General features: G+C 56.0%; 20 protein-coding genes. 5 read left to right on the forward strand and 15 right to left on the reverse strand.

Annotated elements, in window-relative coordinates; translation table 11 throughout:
* Positions 1–100: 100 nt before the first annotated feature.
* The 12 genes from VHB22_RS13740 to VHB22_RS13795 form a co-directional block, all read right to left on the reverse strand.
* Positions 101–1,084 carry a PQQ-dependent catabolism-associated beta-propeller protein gene (locus VHB22_RS13740; RefSeq protein ID WP_325457548.1) on the reverse strand — a complete coding sequence of 328 codons (984 nt, stop codon included), beginning with the start codon at positions 1,082–1,084 and terminating at the stop codon, positions 101–103.
* Between the two features lie 24 nt (positions 1,085–1,108).
* Entirely contained in the window at positions 1,109–2,317 is a 1,209-nt protein-coding gene (locus VHB22_RS13745) for an ABC transporter substrate-binding protein (protein ID WP_325457549.1), read from the reverse strand.
* 2 nt (positions 2,318–2,319) lie between these two features.
* Positions 2,320–4,128 carry a quinoprotein dehydrogenase-associated putative ABC transporter substrate-binding protein gene (locus VHB22_RS13750; protein ID WP_325457550.1) on the reverse strand — a complete coding sequence of 603 codons (1,809 nt, stop codon included), beginning with the start codon at positions 4,126–4,128 and terminating at the stop codon, positions 2,320–2,322.
* Positions 4,129–4,266: 138 nt separating this feature from the next.
* On the reverse strand, positions 4,267–6,165 hold the full coding sequence (locus VHB22_RS13755; protein ID WP_325457551.1) for a PQQ-dependent dehydrogenase, methanol/ethanol family: 1,899 nt from the start codon (positions 6,163–6,165) through the stop codon (positions 4,267–4,269).
* Positions 6,166–6,566: 401 nt separating this feature from the next.
* Complete coding sequence (locus VHB22_RS13760; protein ID WP_325457552.1) at positions 6,567–7,187, reverse strand: response regulator transcription factor; 621 nt, start codon at positions 7,185–7,187, stop codon at positions 6,567–6,569.
* On the reverse strand, positions 7,184–8,545 hold the full coding sequence (locus VHB22_RS13765) for a histidine kinase (RefSeq protein ID WP_325457553.1): 1,362 nt from the start codon (positions 8,543–8,545) through the stop codon (positions 7,184–7,186). The genes VHB22_RS13760 and VHB22_RS13765 overlap by 4 nt, the downstream gene beginning before the upstream one ends.
* Before the next feature lie 16 nt (positions 8,546–8,561).
* Positions 8,562–9,530, reverse strand: coding sequence for a PQQ-dependent catabolism-associated beta-propeller protein (locus VHB22_RS13770; RefSeq protein ID WP_325457554.1), 969 nt, complete (start codon positions 9,528–9,530; stop codon positions 8,562–8,564).
* Between the two features lie 19 nt (positions 9,531–9,549).
* Positions 9,550–10,665 (reverse strand): ABC transporter substrate-binding protein, encoded by a 1,116-nt coding sequence (locus VHB22_RS13775; protein WP_325457555.1) that lies wholly within the window; start codon positions 10,663–10,665, stop codon positions 9,550–9,552.
* Between the two features lie 155 nt (positions 10,666–10,820).
* Positions 10,821–11,414, reverse strand: coding sequence for a cytochrome c (locus VHB22_RS13780; protein WP_325457556.1), 594 nt, complete (start codon positions 11,412–11,414; stop codon positions 10,821–10,823).
* A 127-nt stretch (positions 11,415–11,541) separates the two neighbouring features.
* Positions 11,542–13,353 (reverse strand): quinoprotein dehydrogenase-associated putative ABC transporter substrate-binding protein, encoded by a 1,812-nt coding sequence (locus tag VHB22_RS13785; RefSeq protein ID WP_325457557.1) that lies wholly within the window; start codon positions 13,351–13,353, stop codon positions 11,542–11,544.
* Between the two features lie 107 nt (positions 13,354–13,460).
* Positions 13,461–15,341, reverse strand: coding sequence for a PQQ-dependent dehydrogenase, methanol/ethanol family (locus VHB22_RS13790; RefSeq protein ID WP_325457558.1), 1,881 nt, complete (start codon positions 15,339–15,341; stop codon positions 13,461–13,463).
* A 534-nt stretch (positions 15,342–15,875) separates the two neighbouring features.
* Positions 15,876–17,024, reverse strand: coding sequence for a serine hydrolase domain-containing protein (locus VHB22_RS13795; RefSeq protein ID WP_325457559.1), 1,149 nt, complete (start codon positions 17,022–17,024; stop codon positions 15,876–15,878).
* A 187-nt stretch (positions 17,025–17,211) separates the two neighbouring features.
* Between VHB22_RS13795 and VHB22_RS13800 the strand changes: the two genes are divergently transcribed.
* Positions 17,212–18,042, forward strand: coding sequence for a quinoprotein dehydrogenase-associated SoxYZ-like carrier (locus VHB22_RS13800; RefSeq protein WP_325457560.1), 831 nt, complete (start codon positions 17,212–17,214; stop codon positions 18,040–18,042).
* Here the strand turns inward: VHB22_RS13800 and VHB22_RS13805 are convergent.
* Together VHB22_RS13805 and VHB22_RS13810 are read right to left on the reverse strand one after the other, a co-directional pair.
* Positions 18,008–18,778 (reverse strand): vWA domain-containing protein, encoded by a 771-nt coding sequence (locus VHB22_RS13805; RefSeq protein ID WP_325457561.1) that lies wholly within the window; start codon positions 18,776–18,778, stop codon positions 18,008–18,010. The genes VHB22_RS13800 and VHB22_RS13805 overlap by 35 nt on opposite strands.
* A gap of 3 nt (positions 18,779–18,781) precedes the next feature.
* Positions 18,782–19,891: a WD40 repeat domain-containing protein gene (locus VHB22_RS13810; RefSeq protein ID WP_325457562.1), complete on the reverse strand. Its 1,110-nt coding sequence runs from the start codon at positions 19,889–19,891 to the stop codon at positions 18,782–18,784.
* 197 nt (positions 19,892–20,088) lie between these two features.
* Here VHB22_RS13810 and VHB22_RS13815 point away from each other — a divergent pair, with 197 nt between their 5' ends.
* Together VHB22_RS13815 and VHB22_RS13820 are read left to right on the forward strand one after the other, a co-directional pair.
* Positions 20,089–20,604: a DUF3617 domain-containing protein gene (locus VHB22_RS13815; protein WP_325457779.1), complete on the forward strand. Its 516-nt coding sequence runs from the start codon at positions 20,089–20,091 to the stop codon at positions 20,602–20,604.
* On the forward strand, positions 20,579–21,571 hold the full coding sequence (locus VHB22_RS13820) for a formylglycine-generating enzyme family protein (protein WP_325457563.1): 993 nt from the start codon (positions 20,579–20,581) through the stop codon (positions 21,569–21,571). Before VHB22_RS13815 ends, VHB22_RS13820 begins: the two co-directional genes overlap by 26 nt.
* Positions 21,572–21,581: 10 nt before the next feature.
* Here VHB22_RS13820 and VHB22_RS13825 read toward each other — a convergent pair whose 3' ends face one another.
* Positions 21,582–22,232: a response regulator transcription factor gene (locus VHB22_RS13825; protein WP_325457564.1), complete on the reverse strand. Its 651-nt coding sequence runs from the start codon at positions 22,230–22,232 to the stop codon at positions 21,582–21,584.
* A 79-nt stretch (positions 22,233–22,311) separates the two neighbouring features.
* Here VHB22_RS13825 and VHB22_RS13830 point away from each other — a divergent pair, with 79 nt between their 5' ends.
* Positions 22,312–23,733 (forward strand): HAMP domain-containing protein, encoded by a 1,422-nt coding sequence (locus VHB22_RS13830; RefSeq protein WP_325457565.1) that lies wholly within the window; start codon positions 22,312–22,314, stop codon positions 23,731–23,733.
* Positions 23,734–24,118: 385 nt separating this feature from the next.
* Entirely contained in the window at positions 24,119–24,397 is a 279-nt protein-coding gene (locus VHB22_RS13835) for a hypothetical protein (protein ID WP_325457566.1), read from the forward strand.
* Positions 24,398–24,649 lie beyond the last annotated feature (252 nt).

Consider the following 24,649-nt stretch of genomic DNA (forward strand, 5'->3'; position numbering starts at 1 on the left):
TGCTAATCGAGTTCCCGTCCCTCGATTGCAAAAAGAACGGCGGCCCAAGGGGCCGCCGTTCTTTTTTACACCTCAAGGAAGAGGAAGAATAACAGCTTGCCTACTTGGCTTCGGGCTTGACGACAACGCCCCATGGCAATCGTCCGACTGGAACCGACTTTTCAGCTTTCAAGCTCGCGATGTCGATGACTGTCACGTCATTCGTCATGCCGTTTGCAACATAGAGCTTCTTTCCGTCAGGCTTGAGCGCCAGATGCCAAGGCCTCTGCCCGACAAGAATATAGTTTTCAATCTTTCGCGTCGCCGTATTGACCACCGCAACCCTGTTGGCCGGTCCCAGTGCAATGAAAGCGAGCTTACCGTCGAGCGTGAAGCGAATACCGATCGGTTGCATAAGCTCGGGACGTACGCCTGGCACTTCAAATGATAGCTTTTGCTTTATCTCGAATTTTTTCGTGTCGATGATCGCGACCGTGCCGCCAACCTCTGCGGAGACCCAAACTTCACCGCCGTCGCGCGTGAACGTCGCCTCGCGCGGGCGCGTGTCGACCAACAAGTTGGCAAGAACCTGGTTGGACTTGGCGTCGATGATGTGCGCCATGCTCGTTTGTTCTGAGGTATTGACGACAAGGCTGTCGTCCGGCGAGACCGCCATGCCTTCGGGTTCGACGCCGACCGGTATCTGCGTGATCGCATTCCCCGTCGCGCGATCCATGACCGTCACCAACCCGTCATCCTCGTTAGCCACGTAGAGCCGATCACCTTTATGATTGACCGCGAGCAACTCCGGATCGGGGCCAGACGCGGGATACGATTTCATAACCTCCAGTTTCTCGGTATCGATAACATCGAGCCGGTTGTCGTCCCCAATACAGACGATCACCTCTTTGTAGTCCGGTGTAATGACGAGGCCGCGAGGCCGCTTACCCGTCTTGATGCTCTTGACGACTTTAAGCGTATCGCTATCGACGACAGTTACGGTGTTGTCTCGTTCGTTGGAGACGAAAATCTTGTCGGCGAAGGCCGAAGGGGCAGTGCCAAGCATAAGGGATGCGACAAACAGACGAGTTGTGGTTTTCGCCATATCTTTTCCTTTAACTCCAACACCTCAGCCAGGCAGCTTGCACGTCGTCTCCGGTGCATCGACACCGAGCGTATCGGTCAAATATTTCGGATGTAGAAATCCTTCCTGGGGCGAGGTCGAAACGAGCGAACGCGGGCCAGTGAGGAGAATGGGCTGACGAAGCTGCCGATCCCATGGCCGGAACGACATCGCCTGACCTTTGAACCCGGCAACGCCGAATTGAGGCGAAAGAATGTACGTCCGCCAGCCAGCGATATCTGCCTTGCCGGACCGCGTCACCGCCTCTCCGAACACGCGAACGGCAAGCCACGCCATGTAATCGCGCTCAGTCATCGGGCGCTTGATCTTCGCACGAAAACGCTTTTGCAGCTGTATCCCGCCGTATTCTTCATAGAGTGGCCCCCACGCGACAGACACTAGCCCCTGCGTTCCGGCGATTGGCTTCGGAAGAGACGTTCGCCACATCAGATATTCGCCGAACGTATCCTGAGTATCGGCGACAACGACGATGTCGTGCGGTGGCGGGTTCTGCGTTCGCATCGGAATTTGCGTTTGAATTTGCTGATGCCCGGTTTCCGAGTTGCGATTGCCCGGATCAAAAATGATCGTTCGTTCTTCTACGATCTTGCCGCCAAATTTCTTTGCCGCGCGTTTCATCGCCTCTGCGTATTCGATATCCTCCTTGGCATTGCCGCGCAGAAGGAACCAGGATTTCCATCGCTTCCATGCAAGATATTGGGCGAGCGCATCCGCGCGCATCGACCAGCTCGGCGCGACATGAAACACATTCCGGCGGCAATCTTTGCCACGCAATTCATCGTTGCTCGCTCGCGCATTGATGATGATGGCATTCTTAGCCTCGGGAAGATCGGCAACGCGCAGAAGGTCCTCGGGCGTGAGATCGGCGACGACGAGTTGTGTCTTCTCTAGAAGTTGCTTGGCGTCCGCGATGATATCGCCATCCCTTGCAGTGATCTTTTCATCGAGATGATAAGACTGGCCGAGAAAGCGCCCCGTCGCGAGATTATCACTGATGCCGACGCGTGCCCCTTGAAGTCCCTGATCCGTAACGACCGGCTCAAGCAACGAAATCGGCAAGGGATTGGGATAATCCCGACCGAGATAGCCGATCTCGACATTGAGCTTCGCCGGCGGATGGACGGACGCAGGCCCCGCGATCGCCGCCGAGGCTGCGCAAAGCCCCAGCAGCCACGAGAATCGACTTACACGCATCGTTACTGAATCGCCTTTGTATCGGCCGGCGGAGGCTTGACCGACGTTGTAAGAAACTTCAGAGCACCCACAGCAGCTTGATTGTAGGTTTCAGTCGCGATGTCTAGGGCCGTTTTCCCGGCTACAGATTTCATTTTTGGATCTGCGCCCGCACGCAATAGGAGACCGATCATCGGCGCATTATTCTGACCGGCAGCAACCATCAGCGCGGTTACGCCATCCTTTGAAGCGGCATTGACATCCGCACCACGCTTGATCATTTCGGCTGCGAGTGCCAAGGGGGTCGGGCCCATGGCGAGTTGCTTAAGACGCTGCTGCGGCTGAAGCTGCGTCGCGATAACCATTAGCGGCGTCAGCTTCTCCGGACCGGCGCCTCTCTTTACGTCGGCTCCCTCATCTAGCAGAGCCTTTGCAGCAAAAAATTTTCCGTCGGAGAGGGCGACTTCGAGAGCCGTATACCCTTGTTTGGTTACCCCTCTTTCCATATCTGCCCCGCGCTTCACCAGCAACTGGATGGAGGGCACGTGATTGACATTAATAGCGTGCTGCAACGCCGTCATGCCATCAGAGTCGACCGCATCGACCTTGGCGCCGGCATCGAGCAAGATCTCCATAAGACCGGTCATTCGAATGCTTGCGGCAGAACCGAGCGGCAAAGCCCCGAGAGAATCGGGCTTGTTAACGTCAGCGCCTTTTTCGATGAGAAATTTTACACGATCCGCGTCTCCACCGACGATAGCGTTCATCAACTCCGCATTGACGTCGACGCCCTGCTTTAGCCAAGCCTCGAGCCGCGCACGCGTCACCACCACGTCTGGTGCGACAGCTGGATCAATCTTTCTCTTGTGCGGAATAGTGAGAAAGCGTTGGCTGTAAGCCGCGCCTTGAACTTCCTGGATGATGCCGTGCGATGGCAAATTACCTTCAACGACGCAATTCGAACATTGGACCAGTGGCACTCCATAATCTTCGAGAATTTTCGCGATATCGTCCTTCGCGTCTTCGAACGCCATATCGATCTTTAGTTTCAAAACAACATCTGTGTTCTGCACACCCCAACCGATCGAGAATTCCAACGGTGTGTCATCGACCAACATATTGGCCGGTTGGATTACGAGAGGCGCCCCCTTTTTCTTCAGCCATCCGGCGAACGGTCCCCAAACGGCAGCGATATCGATTTTCTTGTCGACTACGCGCTGAACTTGGCGCCAAGGCTGCTTGTCCGGCTCGAGATCCGCATCGTAGCTTATAATCTGAACATCGAGACCGTCTTTAATTCCGCGATCGGCAAACACCTGCCGCATGGCGGAATGCTGGAAGACGCCAATCTTCAATTTGTGCAGCAACGGATCATCGAGACTCTTGATGTCAAGTCCGCTGTCTTCGCGATAAGCGAGCACATACGTAGAGCGATAGAGCGGAATAGTCGTCAACATACCTGAGTAATCGGACGGTATGCCCAGAAGGATCTGACATTCTTTGTTGTCAAAAGACTGCCGTGTGATTCCGCTCTCGATATAAGGACGCCAAAAGAAACTAATATCGGCGCCAAGCTTGCTCCCCACGACCTTGGCAATCTTATTCTCAAAACCTTCGCGCTTTTCATCCGAGAGCGGCATGTTGCCGGGATCCGCGCAGGCGACAAGATGAGAAACCTTAAGCTTCTTGGCCTCTTCTTTCGCGGCGGAAAGTTCACCGGCAGTCAGTTGATCGAATGGCTTCGATTTCAGATAGCTCATGTCCCGCGCCGAAGCAGGACCGGCTAGCATCGAGATGATCGCAGACACCAGAATGAACTTTTGACCACGCATAAATTTGTCCTCGGAACCTTGATGGGTAGTTCAATTGCGCGATCGCTTTGCGCACATGTCTTGTTGCCGCTTATCGGAAACGGAGATGGCGTCCGGTCTTAGATGACCGGACGCCGTTGGTTGCTGTCACTCCAATCCTTACGGATAGATGCGGAAGGTGGAGAGCACGCCGCTCTGCGGGATCTTGTCGAGGCCGGCGGCTTTCGCCAGTGCCGTCGCGCCGATCGCGCCGAACTTATCGTTCATGTCGAGGCCGGCCGTAACTGGGATACCGACCCAACCACCGAGGCCTTGGAAGACGGAGACGTACTGCTTGCCGCCAACCTTGTAGGTAATCGGATTACCGATGATGCCCGATGCAAGCTTACGCTCCCAAAGGACTTTGCCAGTCTTCCGATCGACGGCGCGGAAATGGCCGCTGTTCGAACCGTAGAACACCAGACCTCCGTCCGTATTGAGCGTGCCGCCCCAGTTCGGATAAGGATCCGGAATTTCCCAATCGGTCTTACCGGTCAAAATGTCGAACTTCTTCAGCTTGCCGGTCACGCCCGGTTTCTCCGGATACATGTAGACGTTTGCAAAGACGTACACAGTACCTTGCTGGGTATGCGTACGGTCTTGCGGTTCGTCTTCCATGCACCAGTTGTTCGTCGGGCAGTAGAACTTGTTCGGTTCTTTCGGATCGACTGAGCAGGGCTGCTGGTCCTTGCCGCCCATCGCCGATGGACAGGCCTGGACGTTACGATGGCGCTCGAACGGCGAGTGCTCATAGACTTTGATTGGACGACCCGTTTTTAGATCGACTTTCTCCGCCCAGTTCACAGTTACGAACTTGTTCGCGCGCAACAGCGTGCCATCGTCGCGGTTCAGGACGTAGTTGAACCCGTTACGATCGAAGTGAACGAGAACGTCCTGTTTCTTGCCGTCGACATCGAGGTTATCGACAAGAATGTTCTCGTTGACGCCGTCGTAATCCCACTCGTCGAACGGCGTCATCTGATAGGCCCAGACAACTTTACCGGTTTCGACGTGGCGAGCAAAAATGGTCATCGACCACTTGTTGTCCCACTTTCCGCTGTTGCACTCTTCCCAGGTCTTGGCACCGCAGCGATACGACGGGCTCCAATGGCCGGGGTTACCCGTCGACCAATAGACCAGCTTGCGCTTCGGGTCATAGCTGCCCCATGCCCAGAACGTACCGCCGCCGATCTTCCACTCGCCCCCGTTCGTCGACGGATAGCTCGTGATGCCGAGGTCGTGGCCATAGGTTCCGTATTCGGGGTGGTTCTTGTTCGTCTCGGGCGTCAAGCAGACATCCTTGTCCGAACCGGTCGAATGGCACTCCCAAACCTTCTTACCTGTCTTAAGGTCGTAAGCCGACAAGCGTCCGCGCGCCGCGAACTCATCGCCGCCGAAACCGGCGATCACGAGATTCTCAGCGATAAGAGTCGGACCCGTGTGCGTCTCGCCGTGCTCAGGATAAGCATGCTTGACAACCCAGACTTCCTTGCCCGTCGTTGCATCCAGCGCAACGATGAAGCCGTCGAGGGTATGATAGATCACCTTGCCGTCGGCGTAGTTGACACCGCGATGGACGGTATCGCAGCACGCCCGCGGAACAGCCGTCTCATCACGATCCGTCTGCTTCACGTAGTGCCAAACCTGAACCGGATTGTCCGGATCAGAAAGATCGAGCGCCTGAAGGATATTGCACTGTGCCATGTTCGGGCAGCCAGACGAGAAGAACATCATCGGCTTACCGTTATGCATCACCACAATGGGCTGACCTTCATGGCCACGCAGTGCGCCCGTCGACTGAGACCAAGCTAACTGCAGCTTATCGACGTTCCCGGTGTTGATATCGGAAAGATCTGAATGGCGCGTCAACTGATTGTCACGGCCGGGCGCGGGCCATAAATCTGGGTTCTTCGCTTCTTGTTCTATTTGCTCGTTAGCAAATGTTGGCACCGCCGTAGCGCTGCATAGGAGCGCCACCGCAAGCCCGCCCGCCCACAGGAACGATTTCCTGAAGCTCATGGGTTTTCCTCTCCATAGGTTCCCGATACATGCGCTAGTCCAACCCGCCGGACATGAGATCCGGTTCGCAATCGCCTGCGGCCACACGAGCAGGAATGGACTGCACTGCACCTCTCTTGCGTCAGGTGATTCCTTGAAGCGGAGCAGGAAATATTCCGTCATAAAACGGAAGTTGTTTTCTACGCCGACACGCGAAGAGCGAAACCGCCCGCCGCCAATCCTCGCCTGACAAAAATGCGGAGGATGGCATGAAAACCTGGAGGACCGAGCCTCATCCCACCCAACCGCAAGCGTGGCGAGAGGACCCTATGGTGCCGTTATACAGTTCGCCACGGGACGAGTTCCCGATGTTTTTTGTCTGTCTTCCTATAGAGATCGGGATAGCGATTCTGAGCCGCGCTTCACGTTTTGCGCATCTCGAGTGCCATGCGGATCAGGTCAGCGGTTCGTTCCACTGCAAGCTTGCTCTTCATCAAACTGCAAGCGTTGGCGACGGTTTTGTACGCGACCCCAAGTGTCGAAGCGATCGCGCTAAGACTTTTGCCTTCGCCGAGCAAACGCAGAATCTCAATCTCGCGCATGGTTAAGCGTTCAAGAAGATCGCCGTCGCCGGAGAACTGCTTCATCGCGAGGTCTGTCGCAATCTCGCGTTCGACGTAGCGCTTGCCTTCTGCAACCCTCAAAACCGCTGTAACAAGTTCCTCCGCCGAAGCACCTTTTGAAATATAACCACGCGCTCCCGCCTGCACCGCCCGCGCTGCATAGATGGCCTCGGCGTGCATGCTGAGCATCAAAACTTTGGCATTCGGGTTTTCAATCAAAAAGCGCTTCAAAAGCTCCAAACCGCTCGCGCCAGCCAGGCTAATATCCAAAACGACGACGTCCGGACTTTGCTGACGGAACACCGAAAGTGCTTCATAGCTCGTGGCCGCTTCGAAAATTTCGACACCGGGAATAGCCGACAGGAGCCGACGTACCCCTTGACGTACAAGCACGTGATCATCGACCAAAAGTAACTTCATAATATCGCGGGTCCTGCTCCCATGAATGCTGATGTCTCCGAACGTTCGGCGTTTGCCGGGAAGCTTGCCTCCACCAGCACACCCTTCCCGTCCAGCCGATTGCCAATGGCGAACACGCCGAGGCGTGCCGCAACGCGTTCACGCATTCCCGTGAGCCCGTGTCCGGCCCGCGTCGATTTCAATCCCCCGCCGTCGTCGCTGACACTGACGCGAACACCCTTCACGGGGTCGCGTTCGACGACGATATCGATGACATTCGTGTTGCCGTGACGAACAGCATTGCTCGTGCTCTCCTGTACGATGCGATAGATGACGGGATCAAGTTCAGGACTAATTCCGTCTTCCGGTACTTGCGCATGGATACGCAGCGTGGGACGTCGCGAAGTCCAGAACTCAATAAGTCGATTGATCGCAGCTTCTAAGCCCAAGTCTTCGACGGTGCCGCTGCGTAGCCGACCTAGAATTTGCAGCACGCGCTTCTGACTGAGACTGACGGCTTCTCGGATCGATTCAAGACGCTCGACGACGTCGCCGCTTGCTTCATCTCCAAGCGCCTTCTGAACAGCGGCCGTATCGAGCCCGACGGAAAACAACAGCGGTCCGATTTCGTCATGCAGATCTCGCGCGAGCTCCGCGCGCTCCTCATCTTGAACGCTCGATAATTGTTCCTCAAGAAGCGTCTTCGACTCCTCCGCCTCTTCCAATTGCGCCGCCATGTGATTGAATCCCTGTGTGACGACACGGAGATCCCGCGGCCCCTCTTCGGCCAACCTCATACTGAAATCGCGTTTAGCAACACGAGACAACGCATGGCCCAAATGAGCGAGCGGCCGGAGCTCACGACCCACCGTCCAATAGATCAAAGCCGAGACCAGGCCGGCCAGAATCGAAATGACAATGAGGCTGCCACCTAGATCCTCCCAGACTTCCTGCACCTCGTTGCGCGGATCGGCTTCAACAAGAAACGCCGAATAGCCTTGCAAATTGCTTGGGACAGGAATTCTGGAGACTTCGTGTGGTCCGCCGAGAAAATGGTAGAACCAATCCGGCGCGGGATCTTTCGGCATTTCAAGCCGCGATTCCGCGACCCGATTTCCGTTCGAATCGAGTAGCGACACCTTGACGTGCCGACCGCCGCTGAAACGGTCGATGACGCTAGGAAGCTGCTGGTACGGTCTGGGCGACTGCTTGAGTTCGTCCACAGCGTCTTTCAGAACCTGCTCGCCTACGACAAACCCCGAATGCAGCTCGGTACGGATCTTTCCAGCCGAGCGCCAATAAGACATGCCCGCACCGACGAGCACGCTAAGGCCCAATACAAGCGCAACATTGAGCAGCAATCTCTGACGGAGTGACATCGCGGCTACCAAAACATCACGGTTTGATCACAAGCCCCCACGGCAGACGGCCGACCGGAATTGACTTCTCCGCTTTCAAAGTTGCGACGTCGATGACGGTCACGTCGTTAGAAAGTCCATTTGCTGTGAATAATTTCGACTTGTCGGCGTTGAAATCCATGTGCCACGGCCGCTGGCCTACGAGTATGAGCTTTTCTATTTTGTAAGTCGCAGTGCTGATAACGGCGACGCGATTGGCCTTGCCCAATGCCACGAAGGCGTGCTTGCCGTCTTTCGAAAATTGCACACCCATCGGCTGGATAAGCTCAGGCCGTACACCCGGAATTTCGAAGGTCAGCCTCTGCTTGATCTTATGCGTTTGCGCATCGATAACGGAAACGGTGCCGCCAACCTCCGCTGTAACCCAAACTTCTTTTCCATCACGCGTGAAGCGCGCAACGCGCGGGCGCGTATCGACAAGAACGTTTGCTATAACCTTCAGCGACTTGATGTCGATAAAGTGCGCCATACTCGTCGACTCGGAAGTTGCTACGACGACGGTATCGTCAGGAGACACCGCCATTCCTTCCGGCTCGACGCCAATCTGAATCTCGCCGCGAACTTTGCCATCTGCCGCGTCGATGACGGTGACCATGCCGTCGTCCTCGTTAGCGATGTAGATGAACTTGCCTGCGTGATCGATGTCGAGCAACTCTGGATCGGGACCGGACGTTTCATGCGTGCCGGTGATTTTAAACGTTGTTGTATCCATAACGTCCAAACGATCGTCATCTCCGGCGCAAATAAAAAGCTGCTTGTGATCGGGAGACAGCACCATACCTCTCGGCCGCCGCCCAACCGGCACGGATTTAATGACCTTGAGCGCATCGGTGTCGAGAATGGTAATCGTGTTATCCTTCTCGTTGCTGATGAAGGCCGTCCCCGCCGCGGCAGGCTGGGAGCAGACTGAGATCAACACCGCAAATCCAACGATTAAGCGCACCATTGTACATCCCGAAAAATTTTCAATTTCTCTGCTGGCATTTCGATTCAGGCTCGTCGTACCCGAGCGTATCCGTAAGATATTTCGGATGCAGAAAGCCCTCTTGCGGCGAAACGGAAACAAGCGCACGCGGACCGACAAGTAAAATGGGCTGGCGCAACTGCCGGTCCCACCTGCGAAAATTCATCCCCTGAGACTTGAAACCCGCGACTTCAAAACGATCGGATAGCAAATACTTCCGGAGAACGATTGGATCGATCGAACCCGTCCGCGTCACAGCTTCTCCGAAGGCGCGCACCGCGAGCCAGCCGGAATAATCGCGTTCGGTCATGATGCGTCCGACTTTCCTTTCGAAGCGGTGCTGCATTTGCGTCGCCGCAGCCTCTTCATATGAACGATGCCACGACACGGCTTTTAACCCTTGCGTTCCCGCAACCGGCCGCGGCTCGTACGTATTGAAAAGCAAATAATCTCCGAAGCTCTCACCGAGGTCCGCGACGATGACGACGTCATAATCGCCAAGACCTTGGGTGAGCAGCGGCATTTGCTTCTGGACCTGCTGATGCCCCGTATCAGTGCGCCGCGATCCAGCAGCAAATTTGTAGGTCTTCTCACCCACAATCCGGCCGCCGAACCGCTTCGCCGCGCGGCGGATCGCGTCCGCATAATCTTTGTCCATCGGCGCTTCACCGGAAATCAACGCCCAGTTTCGCCATCGCTTCCAAATGAGATATTGGGCCAATGCATCGGCACGCATCGCCCAGTCGGGCGGGATATGAAAAACGTTTTTTCGGCAATCTTCATTGCGCAATCGAACATCGTTGGAACGAATGCTGAAGATGATCGCATGCTGTGCCTCGGGCAGATCAGCGACTGCGAGAAGATCTTTGGGCTCAAGATCGGCGACGATCAGCGAGACCCCGGAACGCAATAGGTCAAGGGCCTTCGGTTTGATGTCGTCAGTTTCCGGAATGATCGCCTCGATCATCCGATAGTTCTGCCCAATCAGGCGCCCCGTCCGAACGTCTTCCGACAAGCCAACCCGCGCGCCCTGAATACCTTTATCGGTATAAATTTTATCGACGAGCGAAAGCGGTTCGACCTCGGCATAGGACTTGCCGAGGTATGCAATCGTCACGTCTATGCTCTTCGTCGCATCCGGCCCGGGCGAAGCGTCATCGCTTCGCACCGGGACCGCGAGAAAAGTGAGAAAGGCCGCAAACACAACTATAAATCCTCCGGCGCTACGCAACGCGCCTTGGAAAAAACTTGCGGCCAAACCGGCTTCGTGCGTCACCAATCCCGCCTATGGCCTTTGTAGAGCGAATGGACGAAGGCAATGATCTTCCAGAGCTGATCATCGCTCTTAATCAGCTTCCCAAAGGGTGGCATCGGTCCGACGACGCTTTCTTGACCCTTTCGGCTGACTCCGTACGTCTTCTGCAAATCCTGGCTACCATGCGAAATGAGACGGAACAGAATGTCGTCATTGCTGCCATAAACCCACGTGTCGTTGGTCAAGGGCGGACACATGCCACCGCCACCGCCGCCGCCATGACATCCGTTACAGCTATAAGAAAAGAAGAGCTTCTTTCCTGCCTCGATCTTGTCCGGCTGGTCCGTATAGGGGTTCTTCATCGTCCCGATCGGATTGGCCTTGTCGACTTCGAGCGGCGGCTTGTTGGTCACTGGCGTCGGCTTCTTAGCCTTGAATTCCTCGTACGCCTTCTTAGCCGCCGCCTTCGCCGCCGCCTCCGGATCGTCATCATTGGAGACGGCTGGCTGATCGTCCGCGACGACCTTAGTGAACGACGCCGACAACACGGCAGCAGCCAGCACCGATGCAGCCGTGAAAGCGACAATTGAGTACCATTTCCTCACGATCATTCCTTCCCTTGCGTTTTGGTTGCCCCAAAAGTTCCTAAGCGATTGAATTCGACCGGCAGTCGAGGCTTCCATTTAACGCGTTCGCTGTTGCCGAAATTTCCCGAAATTCGTGCTGTGGCGATTGCGCTTAATTGCTGCGCGCTTGCGATAGAAGGCCCAGCAGGCTGACCACTGCGGTGTTTCCGTTTTGCTGCGCGAGTTCAGCCGCCGTTTGACCTTCCGGAGATTTGAACGTCGGGTCGGCACCCGCCTGCGTTAACAGCCCTACGATCGGTGCGTTATTGTGCGCGGCAGCAAGCAGCAGCGCCGTCACGCCCGACGCAGATACGTCGTTGACCCTGGCACCTTTGGCGATCATGGCCCTCGCAACGTCGATCGGCCCCGGGTCGCTTGGATTGACCTTTTCGATCCGTTCGACGCCGGCAGCGAGAGTCATCTCGCGGTTCTCGGTGCCCGAAATGATCATCAATGGCGTGAGCTTCGAATCGCCATCCGGCGTTTCCACGTCCGCACCCACATTGATCAGTCCAATCGCCGCCTTGTACGCGTTGTTCAGGATTGCGTATGCTAACGGCGTGAACCCGGTTGGCGTCCGTTCCTCAAGATCGGCACCGGATATGGCGAGAGCGACGATCGTTTCGGGAGAATTTCGCAACACCGCGTGATGCAGCGCCGTATAGCCGTCACGATCCTTGAGATTGATATCGGCCTTATGCGCAATAAGCGCTGCGATGACTTTGGGTTGCTCATTGCGCGCAGCGATGTGAAGCGGCGCATACCCCTCGGAATCGAGCTTGTTTACGTCCGCGCCCTTTTCGATAAGGAACGAGATACGGTTCATATCGCCCGCCAAAACAGCGTTCGCAAACTCCTGGTTGAGATCCGCACCATTTGCCAGCCACCTCTCCAGCTTCTCGCGCGTGACCTTTTGGTCGGGAGCAATCGGAACGTTTGCCGCGTCTGATGTCGTATCGACGGGCTTCGTGTAGATGCCGTGCGACGGTAAATCGCCAGGCACGAAGCAGCGGCTGCATTGAACCAGCGGAACTCCATAATCCCGCAGAATTTTTTCGATATCAGCCTTTCTGGCATCGAGCGCCAAGTCGAATTTATACTTCAATATCCAGTCGATCTTACGCAGCCCGATCGTCAGATCGAACTCCAGAGGCACGTCGTCCTCGTCAAGATTGACAGGTTGAACGATGAGAGGAGCGCCCCTGGATTTGAGCCAACCCGCGAAAGGTCCCCATACACCGGCCACGTCAAGCTTGCCGTCAACAACCTCCTGCACCTGACGCCAGGGTTGGGCCGATGGATCGATGTCCGAATCGTGGCTTACGACGTGCAGTTTTACGTTGTTGCGAATACCGCGCTCCGCCAACGCCATGCGCAGCCCGGACGTCTGAAAGGTACCAATCGACAGCGTCTTGAGTTGCGGATCGTCGAGATTTTTTATCTTGAGCCCTCGATCATTCCGGTAAGCAAGCACGTAGGTTGTGCGATAGATCGGCTCGGTTTCCAGAACACGTTCAAATCCAACCGGAAGATCGAGCAGGACGTCGCATTCGCCCGAGTCGAACGTCTGCCGGGTGATGCCGCGTTCGAGATAAGGACGCCAGAAATAGGTCACATAGGTTCCCATCTCTGCAGCAATCAATTCGATGATCTTGTTTTCGTAGCCCGCCCTATTGATATCGGACAACGGCAAATTGCCGGGATCGCCGCAAACGCGAAGACCGCTGACCTTGCGTTCGATCGCAGCCTGCTTGAGCGCATGATGATCGGCGGACGTAAGCGGCATTTGCGCTTCGAGATGCGCAAGCGCTGTATCGAGGCGGAATTTTTGCTTATTTGCCGACGCATCTGCAGCAAGCGCGGCAGTCGCGGCAAACCCAAGCGATGCTAATGAGAGAATCGCACGAAGCGCAAAACGCATCATTACTTAAGCCCGATGCTGATCAAAAATTGTCGTCAATCGCTAATCAAATCTCAGCGCCCGGCATTACCGGCCGGACGCTGAGTAATCTGATCGGCCGACGCGAACGACTAATCCATCACACGGAACGTAAAGAGCGTTCCGGCTTGAGGAATTTTGTCGAGGTTGGCAGCCTTGGTCATGGCCGTTGCACCGATCGCACCGAACTTGTCGCTAAGATCGAGGCCCGCCGTGACCGGCACGCCGATCCAACCGCCAAGACCGGACAAGATCGATACATACTGCTTGCCTTTGACCTTGTAGGTGATCGGATTTCCGATGATGCCTGAGGCAAGCTTCCGCTCCCAAAGGATCTTCCCGGTTTTGCGATCGACCGCACGGAAGTCGCCGCCAAGAGAGCCGTAGAACAGCAAGCCGCCAGCGGTATTCAAAGTGCCGCCCCAGTTCGGATAGGGATCCGGAATTTCCCAGTCCGTCTTGCCGGTCAACACGTCGAACTTTTTGATCTTGCCAGTAGTACCGGGCTTCTCCGGGAACATATACACGTTCGCGAAGACATAAACCGTGCCCTGCTGAGTGTGGCTTCGCTCCTGCGGTTCGAGTTCCATGCACCAGTTGTTTGTCGGGCAATAGAACTTGTTGGGCTCAGCTGGATCGACCGAGCATGGCTGCTGGTCCTTGCCACCCATCGCCGATGGACAAGCATTGACGTTGCGGCCACGTTCAAGCGGCGAGTGCTCGCGCACCTTGATCGGCCTGCCGGTCTTCATATCGATCTTTTCCGCCCAGTTCACAGTCACGTACTTGTTGGCACGGAGCAGTGTGCCGTCAGTGCGATCGAGAACGTAGCTGAAACCATTGCGGTCGAAATGAACGAGCGTCTTCCGGTCTTTTCCGTCAACGTTCATGTTGACCAGAATATTCTCGTTGACGCCGTCATAGTCCCACTGGTCGAACGGCGTCATCTGGTAGGCGAAGACAGCTTCACCAGTATCGACTTTGCGTCCGAAGATCGTTAGCGACCATTTGTTGTCGAACTCACCCGTATTGCATTCGTCATGGGTTTTCTTCGCGCAACGATAAGCAGGGCTCCAGAGACCGGGGTTACCGGTTCCGTAGTATACCATCTTCAATTCGGGATCGTAGCTGAACCAGCCCCACGCCGAGCCGCCGCCAATCTTCCAGTCGTCGCCGACATGCGTATGGATGCCGAGATCCTTTCCGAACGTGCCATATTGCGGATTGGCCTTGTTCGTCGCCGGCGTCAGACACACGTCCTTGTCAGAACCGGTCGAATAGCACTTCCAAACGGGTTTTCCGGTCTCGAGGTCATAGGCATTGACGCGACCGCGCGCTGCGAACTCGTCGCCGCCGAAGCCGATAATCACTTTACCGTCGGCGATCAGCGGTGCGCTCGTGATGGTCTCGCCTTTCTCGGGCCACGCATGCTTGACGACCCACTTCTCTTTTCCGGTTTTCGCGTCGAGAGCGATAACGAAGCCGTCGAGTGTTCCGAAAACGATCTTTCCGTCGGCATACGACACGCCGCGGTTGACAGTATCGCAACATGCACGGGGAACCGCAGTTTCGTCGCGATCCGTCTGCTTCACATAGTTCCAGATCTGCTTCGGATGATCGGGATCTGTAAGATCGAGGCCTTGCACGATGTTGCACTTCGACATTTCGGGACAGCCCGAAACGAAGAACATCATCGGCTTGCCGCCGACATCATCGATGACAACGGGCTGACCTTCGTGACCGCGTAAAGCGCCGGTCGATTGCGACCAGATCATCTGCAGCTTCGAAACATTTCCGGTGTTGATGTCACTGAGCGGACTGTGCCGCGTCAGGCTGTTGTCGCGGCCGGGCGACGGCCATTGATTGGGATCGGCAGCCCGTTGTGTGACTTCATCGGCGAAAGTGGGAACAGCGAAGCAAACGAGTAACGCTGCCACGCCTCCCAACAACCAGTGGATTAATCGAAATTGCATTGTTGTTTCCTCCCAATACCGGCTTTGCCATCCGATGCTCGGCTTTGGATGTCTTTTCGGCTCGTGCCCCGTCGAAGACGCAATCCCTCGCTGCCCGCAAACGATCGATTGCGGACATTCAAACTGCGGATCTACTTACAAACGGTGCGCGTCCGGCCCTTCGCTTCTTAAGCCAAAGCCACCAGAGATCTGGCAGCGAGCATGTCGTCAGCAGGCAGACGTTAGTGTCCAAATTTCCAGCCGCCCATAGGAGTTGTTCCGTGCGCGGACAGGAAGACTTCCCCATCACACTCTTGTGATACTGTTACACGCCATCGAAGACTTGAAAAAAGTCGGATGGATAGACAGTCGCGGTGCTGAATATAAAAAAAAGGCGCCGAATGGAGGACAGGAGGAGATCCACTCGGCGCCTTTGACGTGGCGTGACCATGATTCATAGAATTAGCGATTTCCCGCTACGGGCATTTCTCCCGATTTGACATCACAAAACTCCTGGAGCGGAGCGCATTGCAAACGCTCATAAGTGCGGCCCACTTATTTCGCGTTTTCATCGAGAACGAGCTCCGCAAGAGAATTTGCAAAGTCGTTTATTCCCTCAACGCCGTCGCTATTGGTCAGCAAAGACACCGACACCCAGTGATCCGTCGTCGGCCGAACTATAAGATTGAAAGATGTATAGCCAGATACCGTGCCGCTATGGAAATAGCGATCTATCCCGCCCTTGTGGATGATGAACCAGCCCATACCGTAATAGGTCCAGACTTCGACTCGCGCGGAATCCGACAGCATCAGGTCCCGCGCAGGTCCCGTGAGCGCCCGACCTTCCATCAGCGCTTTGTCCCATTTGAAAAGATCCATGACCGAACTTGCGACGTCCGCACTTCCTTGCAACCAATCCGGCTTATCGAAGCGCGGGAGCCGCTGATAGTGAGCACTGACGAGACGCTTTCGAATCCAGGGCTCCGATTCAAAGCCGGTGTCAGTCAAACCCAATCGCCTGAAGATTTCGTCTTCGAGCGTCTCATGGTAGGTGCGCGACGTTTGCCCCAGTCTCACCGCCTCGATGATCTCAGATAAAAGGAAATAGCTCGTGTTTGAGTATTCGAAGGAGCCCGGAAAGCCGCTGGGCTTGTAAGTCCCCATCTGGCCGAGCAGCTTGTGCGCTGGCACGGCGCCCCAGGGATCGAGAGCCGGAGGCGGCCGGCGCGTAAAATTAGGCAAGTTTGACGTCATCGAAAGAAGATTGCCGACAGTGATCGGCGGACTCTTTTCGATTGCCCACTTATCCGCGACTTCCAGAATGTCCGCGACGGGCATTGACGGCGACAACCGGGCGCCGCTCCGTTTCGCAACCGCCCCCTTCTCCATTAGTCGCAAGATAGCAGCGGCAGTGAACTGCTTTGTGATCGATCCAATCATGTAGATGGATCGCTCCGTTGCCGGGAGATGCGGTCGAGCTTCGCCGAAACCGCCGGCGTAGAGAAGCGTCCCATCGCGCCCGATCGCCACGCTCATTGCGGGAATGACGACAGTCGCGCCATCCGGACGCCCCGACATGAAATCTCGGGCAAGGAGCTGAACCTGCCCCGCAAGTGATGTGGGGCTGTCTTGCGCGACAGCCGAGGTGCAAAAAACCGGACCAGCGATGGTCGCAAGAATGCAAATCCAAGCGCGAGCCACCATTATGATTGCCTCGCTTCCAACTCTCCTGCTGGCGATTAGAGCGCCACGAGAACATCACAGCCACAATTGGGAATAATTCCCGAATGATCGGGTAAATGCAAGAAAGAGAAACGGGATAAGATCGCCAATCGGAGCGATCGATCTTTGTTCGGCGACTCATCCGTGCCCACTATCTAGGGACATCACGATGAACCTGCCATTTTCTTTACCTCGCTATCTCCTGCTATTCGCCATTGCTCTGGCTATCGGCTGCTGCAGCACCATCGCAAACGCCGACGATAATCCGTGGCCGGATATTCAAAAAAGCGTTTTCCCAAACCGCCAGGTCAAGACCGATACGACCAGCCTCCAGATTTACGCGCCCGATCAGGCTGATGATGCAGCGATCGTTCCGATTTCCATTAAAATTCCCGCGAATGTAGCGCCCACAGTTAAATCCTTAACACTCATCATCGATCGCAATCCGGTACCGGTGGCCGCAACATTTATATTCGGCGATGCGTTCCGAACAGGGCCGAACGTTGGCGAGCGCACCATCGCGACGCGGGTGCGCATCGACGCCTTCAGCCGCGTCCGTGCCATCCTCGAAAAGACGGACGGAACACTGCACATGGCGTCAAAATTCGTCATTGGCTCGGGCGGATGTTCGGCGCCTGCGTCTCGCGATCCCGAGGAAGCTGTGGCGCATATGGGTGAAGCCCGGCTCATCGTGCTGCGTAATGTCGAGAACGGCGACAAATGGCGTGAAGCGCGCGTCATGCTCAGGCATCCGAATTTCACCGGAATGCAAATGAATAAGAAAACCGGCGATTATACCCCTGCTCGTTTCGTCGATCATATCGAAGTGAAGCAGGGCCAGAATATTCTGTGGCAGATGGACGGCGGCATTTCGATTTCAGAGGATCCCAATATTCGCTTCACGTTTGGAACAAATAGCGCCGCTGACCTCAAGTTCGATGCACACGACACCGCCGGCACCACGTTCACGGCGACGGGCTCGATAGTTCCGCCTTCATGAGCGGCCTCGGCAGACCTTTTAGATTGTCCGTCGTCAGTGGACACGTGAGTGTTTTGCGCAATGCATCGACGATCTGATCTTCTGTTTCGACAGGAAGATAAAGACCGCCCGTTTCCTCAGCTAAACACCGGGCGCCGAAAACCGCACCGAGACCGCCGGCTTCACGGTGTCGATATCCGATGACATGAATGGTGAGGTCTGCGGCAGCTGACTTCAGCGCTTGCGCCATATCGCAAGGTTTGCCGCCGCACGTTTCCTCACCGTCCGTCAACAAGACGATCACCGCCGGATTCTGCCGATAGCCAAGAACTTCAGCGGCATCGTGAACTGCCTGCGTCAGGGGCGTGCGCCCGGCGGGCGTGATCTTTTCGATTTCGGCCATCAGGATAGGACCGGCATTGATTGTCGGCCTCAGCTTCAACTCGATGCTGTCGCATTGGTTATAAGCGCCCTGCCCGTAGACGATGAGGCCCATGCGGCGCGTTTCCGGGATCTCACGAACGATCCGCCGGAATGCATTCTTCACCCGCTCGATATGAGCAACTCTCGCGGTGAGGTCTGTCGTCGCCATCGAGCCGGAGGCATCGAACACAAACATCAGGTCTTTCGTACATTCCGGACGCTTCTCGCGGCCCGGTGCCGATTGACCGGCCAAGAACGGAATTAAAAAACCCAGTACGATAAGGCGCCGGACATTCGAAATGATCGACCGACGTCCATGGCTTACGTCACGCATGGATTACTTCGACGATAAGCTGGAGACGTCCCAAATTCGCGCCTTGCCATCATACGAGGCGGTGACGACCTCGCGCCCATCCGGCGAGAACTCAGCGTCCTCGACCTCCATCAAATGCCCGGCGAGCGTTACGAGCAAAGCGCCGGTCCTGGCATCCCACACGCGGGCCGTTTTATCCTGCGACGCAGTAAGGAGATGCATGTTGTCGTGACTGAGAGAGATGCGCACGACATATCGGGTATGACCATTGAAAGTGGCGACCTGTGAGCCCGTCGCAACGTCCCAAAGCTTCGCTGTCTTGTCGGTAGATGCGGAATAGAGCTTCGTGCCGGTATGATCGAAGATGACACGGAGAACCCCGCGCCGATGACCTTCGAGTTTCTTCAATAAGGCTCCGTTGGCCGCATCCCAAATCCGGACAAATTTATCGCTCGAAGAGGTCGCAATGTTCTTGCCGTCAGGGCTGAACGTCGCGCTCGTCACCATGCCCCCATGGTCGCCGAGAGTGAAAAGTAAGTTTCCGCTGTTTGCATCCCAGATTTTTGCTGTCCGGTCATTGCAGGCGGTCACGATGCGCGAACCGTCGGGACTGAACTCGATATCGGCGATATTCCCCTGGTGCCCGACGAGCTTCAGAAGCTCTTTACCGGTTTTGACGTCCCAGACGCGCGCGGTGGCATCGAGAGATCCGGTCGCAACTTTTGACCCATCGGGGTTGAACACCAAGGCTTCCACCATCGCAGTGTGGCCGATGAGATCCGCAATCGGGGCACCGGTTTCGCCATTCCATAGCTTGCCGGCTCCGTCACGTGCGACAGTAGCGATGGTCTTGCCGTCAGGACTGAAGGAAGCATTTCGAATGCCTTCGGCGTGGCCGGTCAAAGTCGCAATTTCAGCGCCGGTCTTGGCATTCCAGATTTTGGCCGTCTTGTCGTTCGATGCCGTTAGGACGCGCGTCCCGTCGGGACTGAACTGCGCCACCCAAAGATCTTTGGTATGGCCGGAAAGAACGAGCTTCGGGTCCGTCTGAACGACGTTATCGGCGCAATTTGCGATCGGAGAAAAAGCAAAGACTGCAACGACCGCAATGATGAAGCGTCTGACGAGCGTCATTCCAATCCCCACCGCCCAATTGCAGGTAGACGGCACCTTGCTCGCGAACGAATGGCGGCAGCAATGGGAATATTTCCCGAAGTTTATGTCCACTTCATCCAGCTGTTGCAGGCATCGCACGATGCGCTCTACACAGCGCTCGCGCGATCTTGTCGCGCGTTCAGTCATTTCATCGTTGGCATCCGGAGACCACCAAAATGCGCTTGAGGATATTGTTCCTGGCCTCGCTTCCACTTTTCTTGGCATCCGCGCTGCCAGCATCAGCCGAAGGCACAATAACCCTCCCGGAGCGGAAGGCGGGACTGTGGGAACTCAAGACCATGATGGATGAAGGCGGCGGCCCCCACGATCAAACGATGAAGCTGTGCGTCGACCAGCGGATGGAAAAGAATACGGTGAAGGCAAGCATCGCCGACCACCAGAAAAACTGCTCAAGCTATGACGTTAAGGCCGCGAACGGCAATACGACCGTCGACTCTGACTGCATCTTCAACGGTCGCCGCGTCATGAGCACGACGACAATGTCCGGCGACTTCAATTCAGCGTTCCAAATCCGCATCGAAAGCACGACCACAGATCCCGAACAGAAAGACCGGTCAGTGGTGATCAAGCGCACTATCACTCAAGAGGGCAAATATCTTGGCGACAAGTGTGGCGACCTGAAACCGGGGGAGGCCCAGGGCACCGATGGTTCACGCATATTGGTTCAGTAAGCTCAGCGTGATCATAGGAATGCATCATTCTCCCATTCGTTTCCGTTCGTCGCGGAGCATGCCGCACGGCATGGCTCTGCTCGTGCTCCTGGCATTCGGCATCCCGGTATCGCTTTCGACGGGCCACGCAGCCGAAATCAAGACGCTGAACGATTGTCCGAACGATCATTGCCCCGACCTGGTCGTCCTTCCAGCATCGCCGCCAGGCTTCGAAATCGGTTCGCCAACTGACGAACCCGGCCGTCTTCCGTCTGAAAAGCAGCACGTCGTCACAATCAAACCATTCGCCATCGGACGATACGAAATCAGCACAGCCGAATACATGGCATGCGTCGCGGCCAAGGGATGCCGGCCACCGGAGTGGCTCGAACCGGGCGGCGAACACAATATCAAAACCGGCTCCGGTGTCGCCTACAAGAGCGTGGAACAATATATCGAGCCGGACGATCAACCGATCGTCGGAATCAGTTGGGATGATGCCCACACCTACGCCGTATGGCTGTCCAAGAAAACCGGCCATCACTATCGGCTGCCGTCGGAATCTGAATGGGAGTATGCAGCACGCGCCGGCAGCACGACGGCCTATTGGTGGGGCGATCAACCAAAACGCAACGGTGAAGTGATGGCGTGCTGCCGAGGCTGCGGCAGTGCTCGCGACGGCGAAGGCGCTTATCCGGTCAAAAGCTTCAAGCCGAACGCCTTCGGCCTGTACAATGTGCACGGGAATGTCTGGGAGTGGGTCGAAGATTACTATTGCGATGACTATGAAACGGGACCGGTCGACGGAACTGCGCGGGAATCGAAAAGCTGCAGCAAACCGGACGCAATAGAAGGGCTGCGTGTCTTCCGAGGCGGTTCATGCTTCTATGAACCTCGGCAGATGCGATCCGCGATGCGGCTGAGGAATTTGCCCAACTTCCGTAATCAAACCCTCGGATTTCGCATCGCACGAGACCTGTCGCCGTAATCCTCGAACCTCAAACGAGCTTAAGTTCGGCGGCAATCCGGACCATTTCCGACGAAGTGCGCGCACCGAGTTTCGTTCTCAGCATCGCGCAGTCTGCCGCGACGGTTTTATAGGAAACGGAGATATCGTTGGCGATCTCCGCCATGCTGCGCCCCCTTGCCAGCATGCGCAAAACTTGATGTTCACGCTCACTCAGGAGCGCCGTTGTGCCACGGGCTTTTGCTCGAAGCAGCGCCATCTCCTGAATGAGATCGTCCGATATCCAGGAATCGCCGCGAGCAACGGCCAGCACGGCATCTCTCAGATCGAACGGATTGCCGTTCTTGCTGACATAGCTCTTGGCGCCGCATTCGATGGCCTGGATCGCGAGCATGGGCGTATCGCTCATCGAGAAAACAACGATCTTCGCATCGGAGTCTTGCGCGATAAATTCACGCGTTAATTCGAGCCCCGAGCCGTCCGGAAGATTGATATCCACGACAGTGACATCCGGAACTTCTTCTTTCATCGCAATACGGGCAGCGGCAGCCGTACGCGCTTCGATCATCGTCACGCCGTCGTCTTCCGAAAACAATGCCCTGCAACCCGAAATGACGATCGGATGATCTTCGACGACGAGTAGTTTCACGAGTCGCTCGCGCTCACCTTGACTTCCAAACATTGTTTCCTTCTAGCGAGCGATGTCCGAATATCAACGTCGATTTTTCGGGAATTTTTCCCGACCAAGGCGAGACTTCTCGATGTCAATTCAACTGCGACTTAATCTTGCGATCGCACTGCTCTCTGCGTTGGGGCTGTTCTGCATGATCGCGTTCATCCTTCTCGACGCGAAGCCGCGTATGGAAGTCGAAAACGCAAGTACGATGTTGCTGACGGAAACGCTGATCAAATCATCGCTTTTACCGCTCAAAGATTCTCGCGACCCTGAAGCGGCGCTCGTGCGTTTGGTCACTGAACTCAAGAACCTCCGCCACGCGTCGGTCAACCTTGCTTCGCGAATGCCGCAAGGCACGCGTACCAAGGACGACTCTGAATCGACGTGGTTCTCGGGGGAAAAAAATATTCCGTTACCGACAGTGAAGGTACCAGTCGATGTCCGCGGTGAACTCGTCGATACGATCGTCATCACGCCAAAGCCGGGCGACGAACTCGCCGAGCTTTGGGAAGCAATCGAGCGGATTTTCCAGTGGGGCGTGATCATTTCCGCAGTAACGCTTGCCTTGACCTGGCTCATTATCAACCGTTCGCTGCGCCCGATCCACGCACTGAGAGACGCAATGGGGCGAATGGAGGCGGGTGATTTCGACTTGCGGGTGCCAGAAACCGGTCCTCCCGAAATCAAGAGCATTTGTGGAAGCCTAAACGGCCTCGCCGCCGCGTTACAGAAGGCGAGACAGGAAAATCAAAATCTGACGGCACACATGATCATGATCCAGGACCAGGAGCGTCGCGACATAGCACGCGAACTTCACGACGAGCTTGGCCCATACCTGTTCGCAATGCGCGCGGACGGCGCTTTGCTCGGACGCGAGTTAGAGAAGTCCCCGCCAGATCTTCCGCGCGCAATGCGCCTCAACGACAACATCGTTGCTCAAGTCGATCTCTTGCAACAGACGAACCGCAGAGTTTTGCAACGGTTGACTCCACCCGGTCTTTCGGAACTTGGCCTGGTGGGAGCATTGCAGGCGATGGTGCAGATGTGGCGCCGGACAAAAAGCACCGTAGATATTGATGTGATAGCGAACGGCCCGCTCGACGACCTCGATGAAACAACAACGCTGACGATCTATCGCATCGTGCAAGAAGGTTTGACGAACGCCTTTCGTCACTCCGGCGCCGATCGCATCGCTGTGCACCTGGCTGTGACAACGGACAAAACACACAAGCATACAGACGATATCCCTGACGGGACCATGATCGGTACAGTTGAAGTCACTGTTAGGGACAACGGTACGGGACATGGCACCAACACCAAGGAAGGCTTTGGTCTGAGAGCCATGCGCGAGCGCGTAACAGCACTTTCAGGGTCCTTTTTGATTTCATCAAACGGCGAAAATGGAACAAGTCTGCGCGTGAAGCTGCCCGCCACCATCGACAATCGACTGCAGACCGTCGCGAAAGCAACGGAACCCGAACGACTTACGATTCCTCCTGGCGCATGAGTCTAAAAGCCGACGAGCGGCCGGTTGGGACTTCATCGAAAGTGCGTTGATGTACCGATGAAGGGAAGCGACAGCGTAAGACCGGCGCCAAGACGTTCTCGTCCTCAGACACCCGGCAGCCGTTACCTTGCCGATCTTCCTCGCGCTAGGCCCAATGCTGCGAGACACGGCCCGCTCACATCATTTTTTGCTGCCTCCGTTGCTGAAGATTCGACGCTGCCGTCAATGCGCCACAGCGTCAGGCTTAGAGATCTCGCCGAAAAAGTCTTTTATATCCTTCGGCCGACGATGAAGCTCGCTTGTGTGACATCCAATGCGGAACCAGGCGTCTAGTCGAACCGGCAAGGAAAGCGTAGACTCCGCGCCACGATCGAGGAGGATTGGAATGCCGAATTTTGGATTATCCCGCCGGGACTCGGTCGACCTGAATCGTGCAGGCGAAATGAACTGGAAGCGCGGCCTGTTCCGGATCTGGATACTCATCTCGGCTGGATGGATCATGGGATGGACGATCTATCTGCTGCTCGAAGGCGTGCAAGGCAGTTTGCGCAGCACGCGCGATCTCATCGAAGTGCCGATCTTGCTGTTTGCACCTCCCATAGCTTTGTGGCTCTTTGGACTCGCTGCTGCGTGGGCTATTCGCGGCTTCGATCCGGAGCGCTAAACGGACCGAGCATCTACCGACAGCGTACTCAAGCCGCAGTTTGCGGCGCTACTCGCAGTGGAAGACCGTCGGAGAATATCTGTCTCAAAACGAAACACGTGCGCTTTCACGAGCGTGTAGCATAATATTTTTTCGCGAACCGGGCACCAGCCTCTAAGTCCGGTTCTCCGAGCGCCAAGCGACGCCGGCACTCTCTGTCCGACAATCAAGCCCCAATGGCAGACGGAACCGCAGCCCTTTAGCTGCCGCCGC

Source organism: Hyphomicrobium sp., from assembly GCF_035548195.1.
Classification (GTDB): Bacteria; Pseudomonadota; Alphaproteobacteria; order Rhizobiales; family Hyphomicrobiaceae; genus Hyphomicrobium_B.

Bases quoted from the DNA above. Each gene is read 5' to 3' on its own strand.
- VHB22_RS13810 (WP_325457562.1), bottom strand. From the start codon at position 19,891: ATGACGCTCGTCAGACGCTTCATCATTGCGGTCGTTGCAGTCTTTGCT.
- VHB22_RS13785 (WP_325457557.1), bottom strand. From the start codon at position 13,353: ATGATGCGTTTTGCGCTTCGTGCGATTCTCTCATTAGCATCGCTTGGG.
- VHB22_RS13825 (WP_325457564.1), bottom strand. From the start codon at position 22,232: ATGTTTGGAAGTCAAGGTGAGCGCGAGCGACTCGTGAAACTACTCGTC.
- VHB22_RS13820 (WP_325457563.1), top strand. From the start codon at position 20,579: ATGGTTCACGCATATTGGTTCAGTAAGCTCAGCGTGATCATAGGAATG.
- VHB22_RS13835 (WP_325457566.1), top strand. From the start codon at position 24,119: ATGCCGAATTTTGGATTATCCCGCCGGGACTCGGTCGACCTGAATCGT.
- VHB22_RS13790 (WP_325457558.1), bottom strand. From the start codon at position 15,341: ATGCAATTTCGATTAATCCACTGGTTGTTGGGAGGCGTGGCAGCGTTA.
- VHB22_RS13795 (WP_325457559.1), bottom strand. From the start codon at position 17,024: ATGGTGGCTCGCGCTTGGATTTGCATTCTTGCGACCATCGCTGGTCCG.
- VHB22_RS13780 (WP_325457556.1), bottom strand. From the start codon at position 11,414: ATGATCGTGAGGAAATGGTACTCAATTGTCGCTTTCACGGCTGCATCG.
- VHB22_RS13740 (WP_325457548.1), bottom strand. From the start codon at position 1,084: ATGGCGAAAACCACAACTCGTCTGTTTGTCGCATCCCTTATGCTTGGC.
- VHB22_RS13800 (WP_325457560.1), top strand. From the start codon at position 17,212: ATGAACCTGCCATTTTCTTTACCTCGCTATCTCCTGCTATTCGCCATT.
- VHB22_RS13815 (WP_325457779.1), top strand. From the start codon at position 20,089: ATGCGCTTGAGGATATTGTTCCTGGCCTCGCTTCCACTTTTCTTGGCA.
- VHB22_RS13765 (WP_325457553.1), bottom strand. From the start codon at position 8,545: ATGTCACTCCGTCAGAGATTGCTGCTCAATGTTGCGCTTGTATTGGGC.
- VHB22_RS13745 (WP_325457549.1), bottom strand. From the start codon at position 2,317: ATGCGTGTAAGTCGATTCTCGTGGCTGCTGGGGCTTTGCGCAGCCTCG.
- VHB22_RS13755 (WP_325457551.1), bottom strand. From the start codon at position 6,165: ATGAGCTTCAGGAAATCGTTCCTGTGGGCGGGCGGGCTTGCGGTGGCG.
- VHB22_RS13805 (WP_325457561.1), bottom strand. From the start codon at position 18,778: ATGCGTGACGTAAGCCATGGACGTCGGTCGATCATTTCGAATGTCCGG.
- VHB22_RS13760 (WP_325457552.1), bottom strand. From the start codon at position 7,187: ATGAAGTTACTTTTGGTCGATGATCACGTGCTTGTACGTCAAGGGGTA.
- VHB22_RS13830 (WP_325457565.1), top strand. From the start codon at position 22,312: ATGTCAATTCAACTGCGACTTAATCTTGCGATCGCACTGCTCTCTGCG.
- VHB22_RS13750 (WP_325457550.1), bottom strand. From the start codon at position 4,128: ATGCGTGGTCAAAAGTTCATTCTGGTGTCTGCGATCATCTCGATGCTA.
- VHB22_RS13770 (WP_325457554.1), bottom strand. From the start codon at position 9,530: ATGGTGCGCTTAATCGTTGGATTTGCGGTGTTGATCTCAGTCTGCTCC.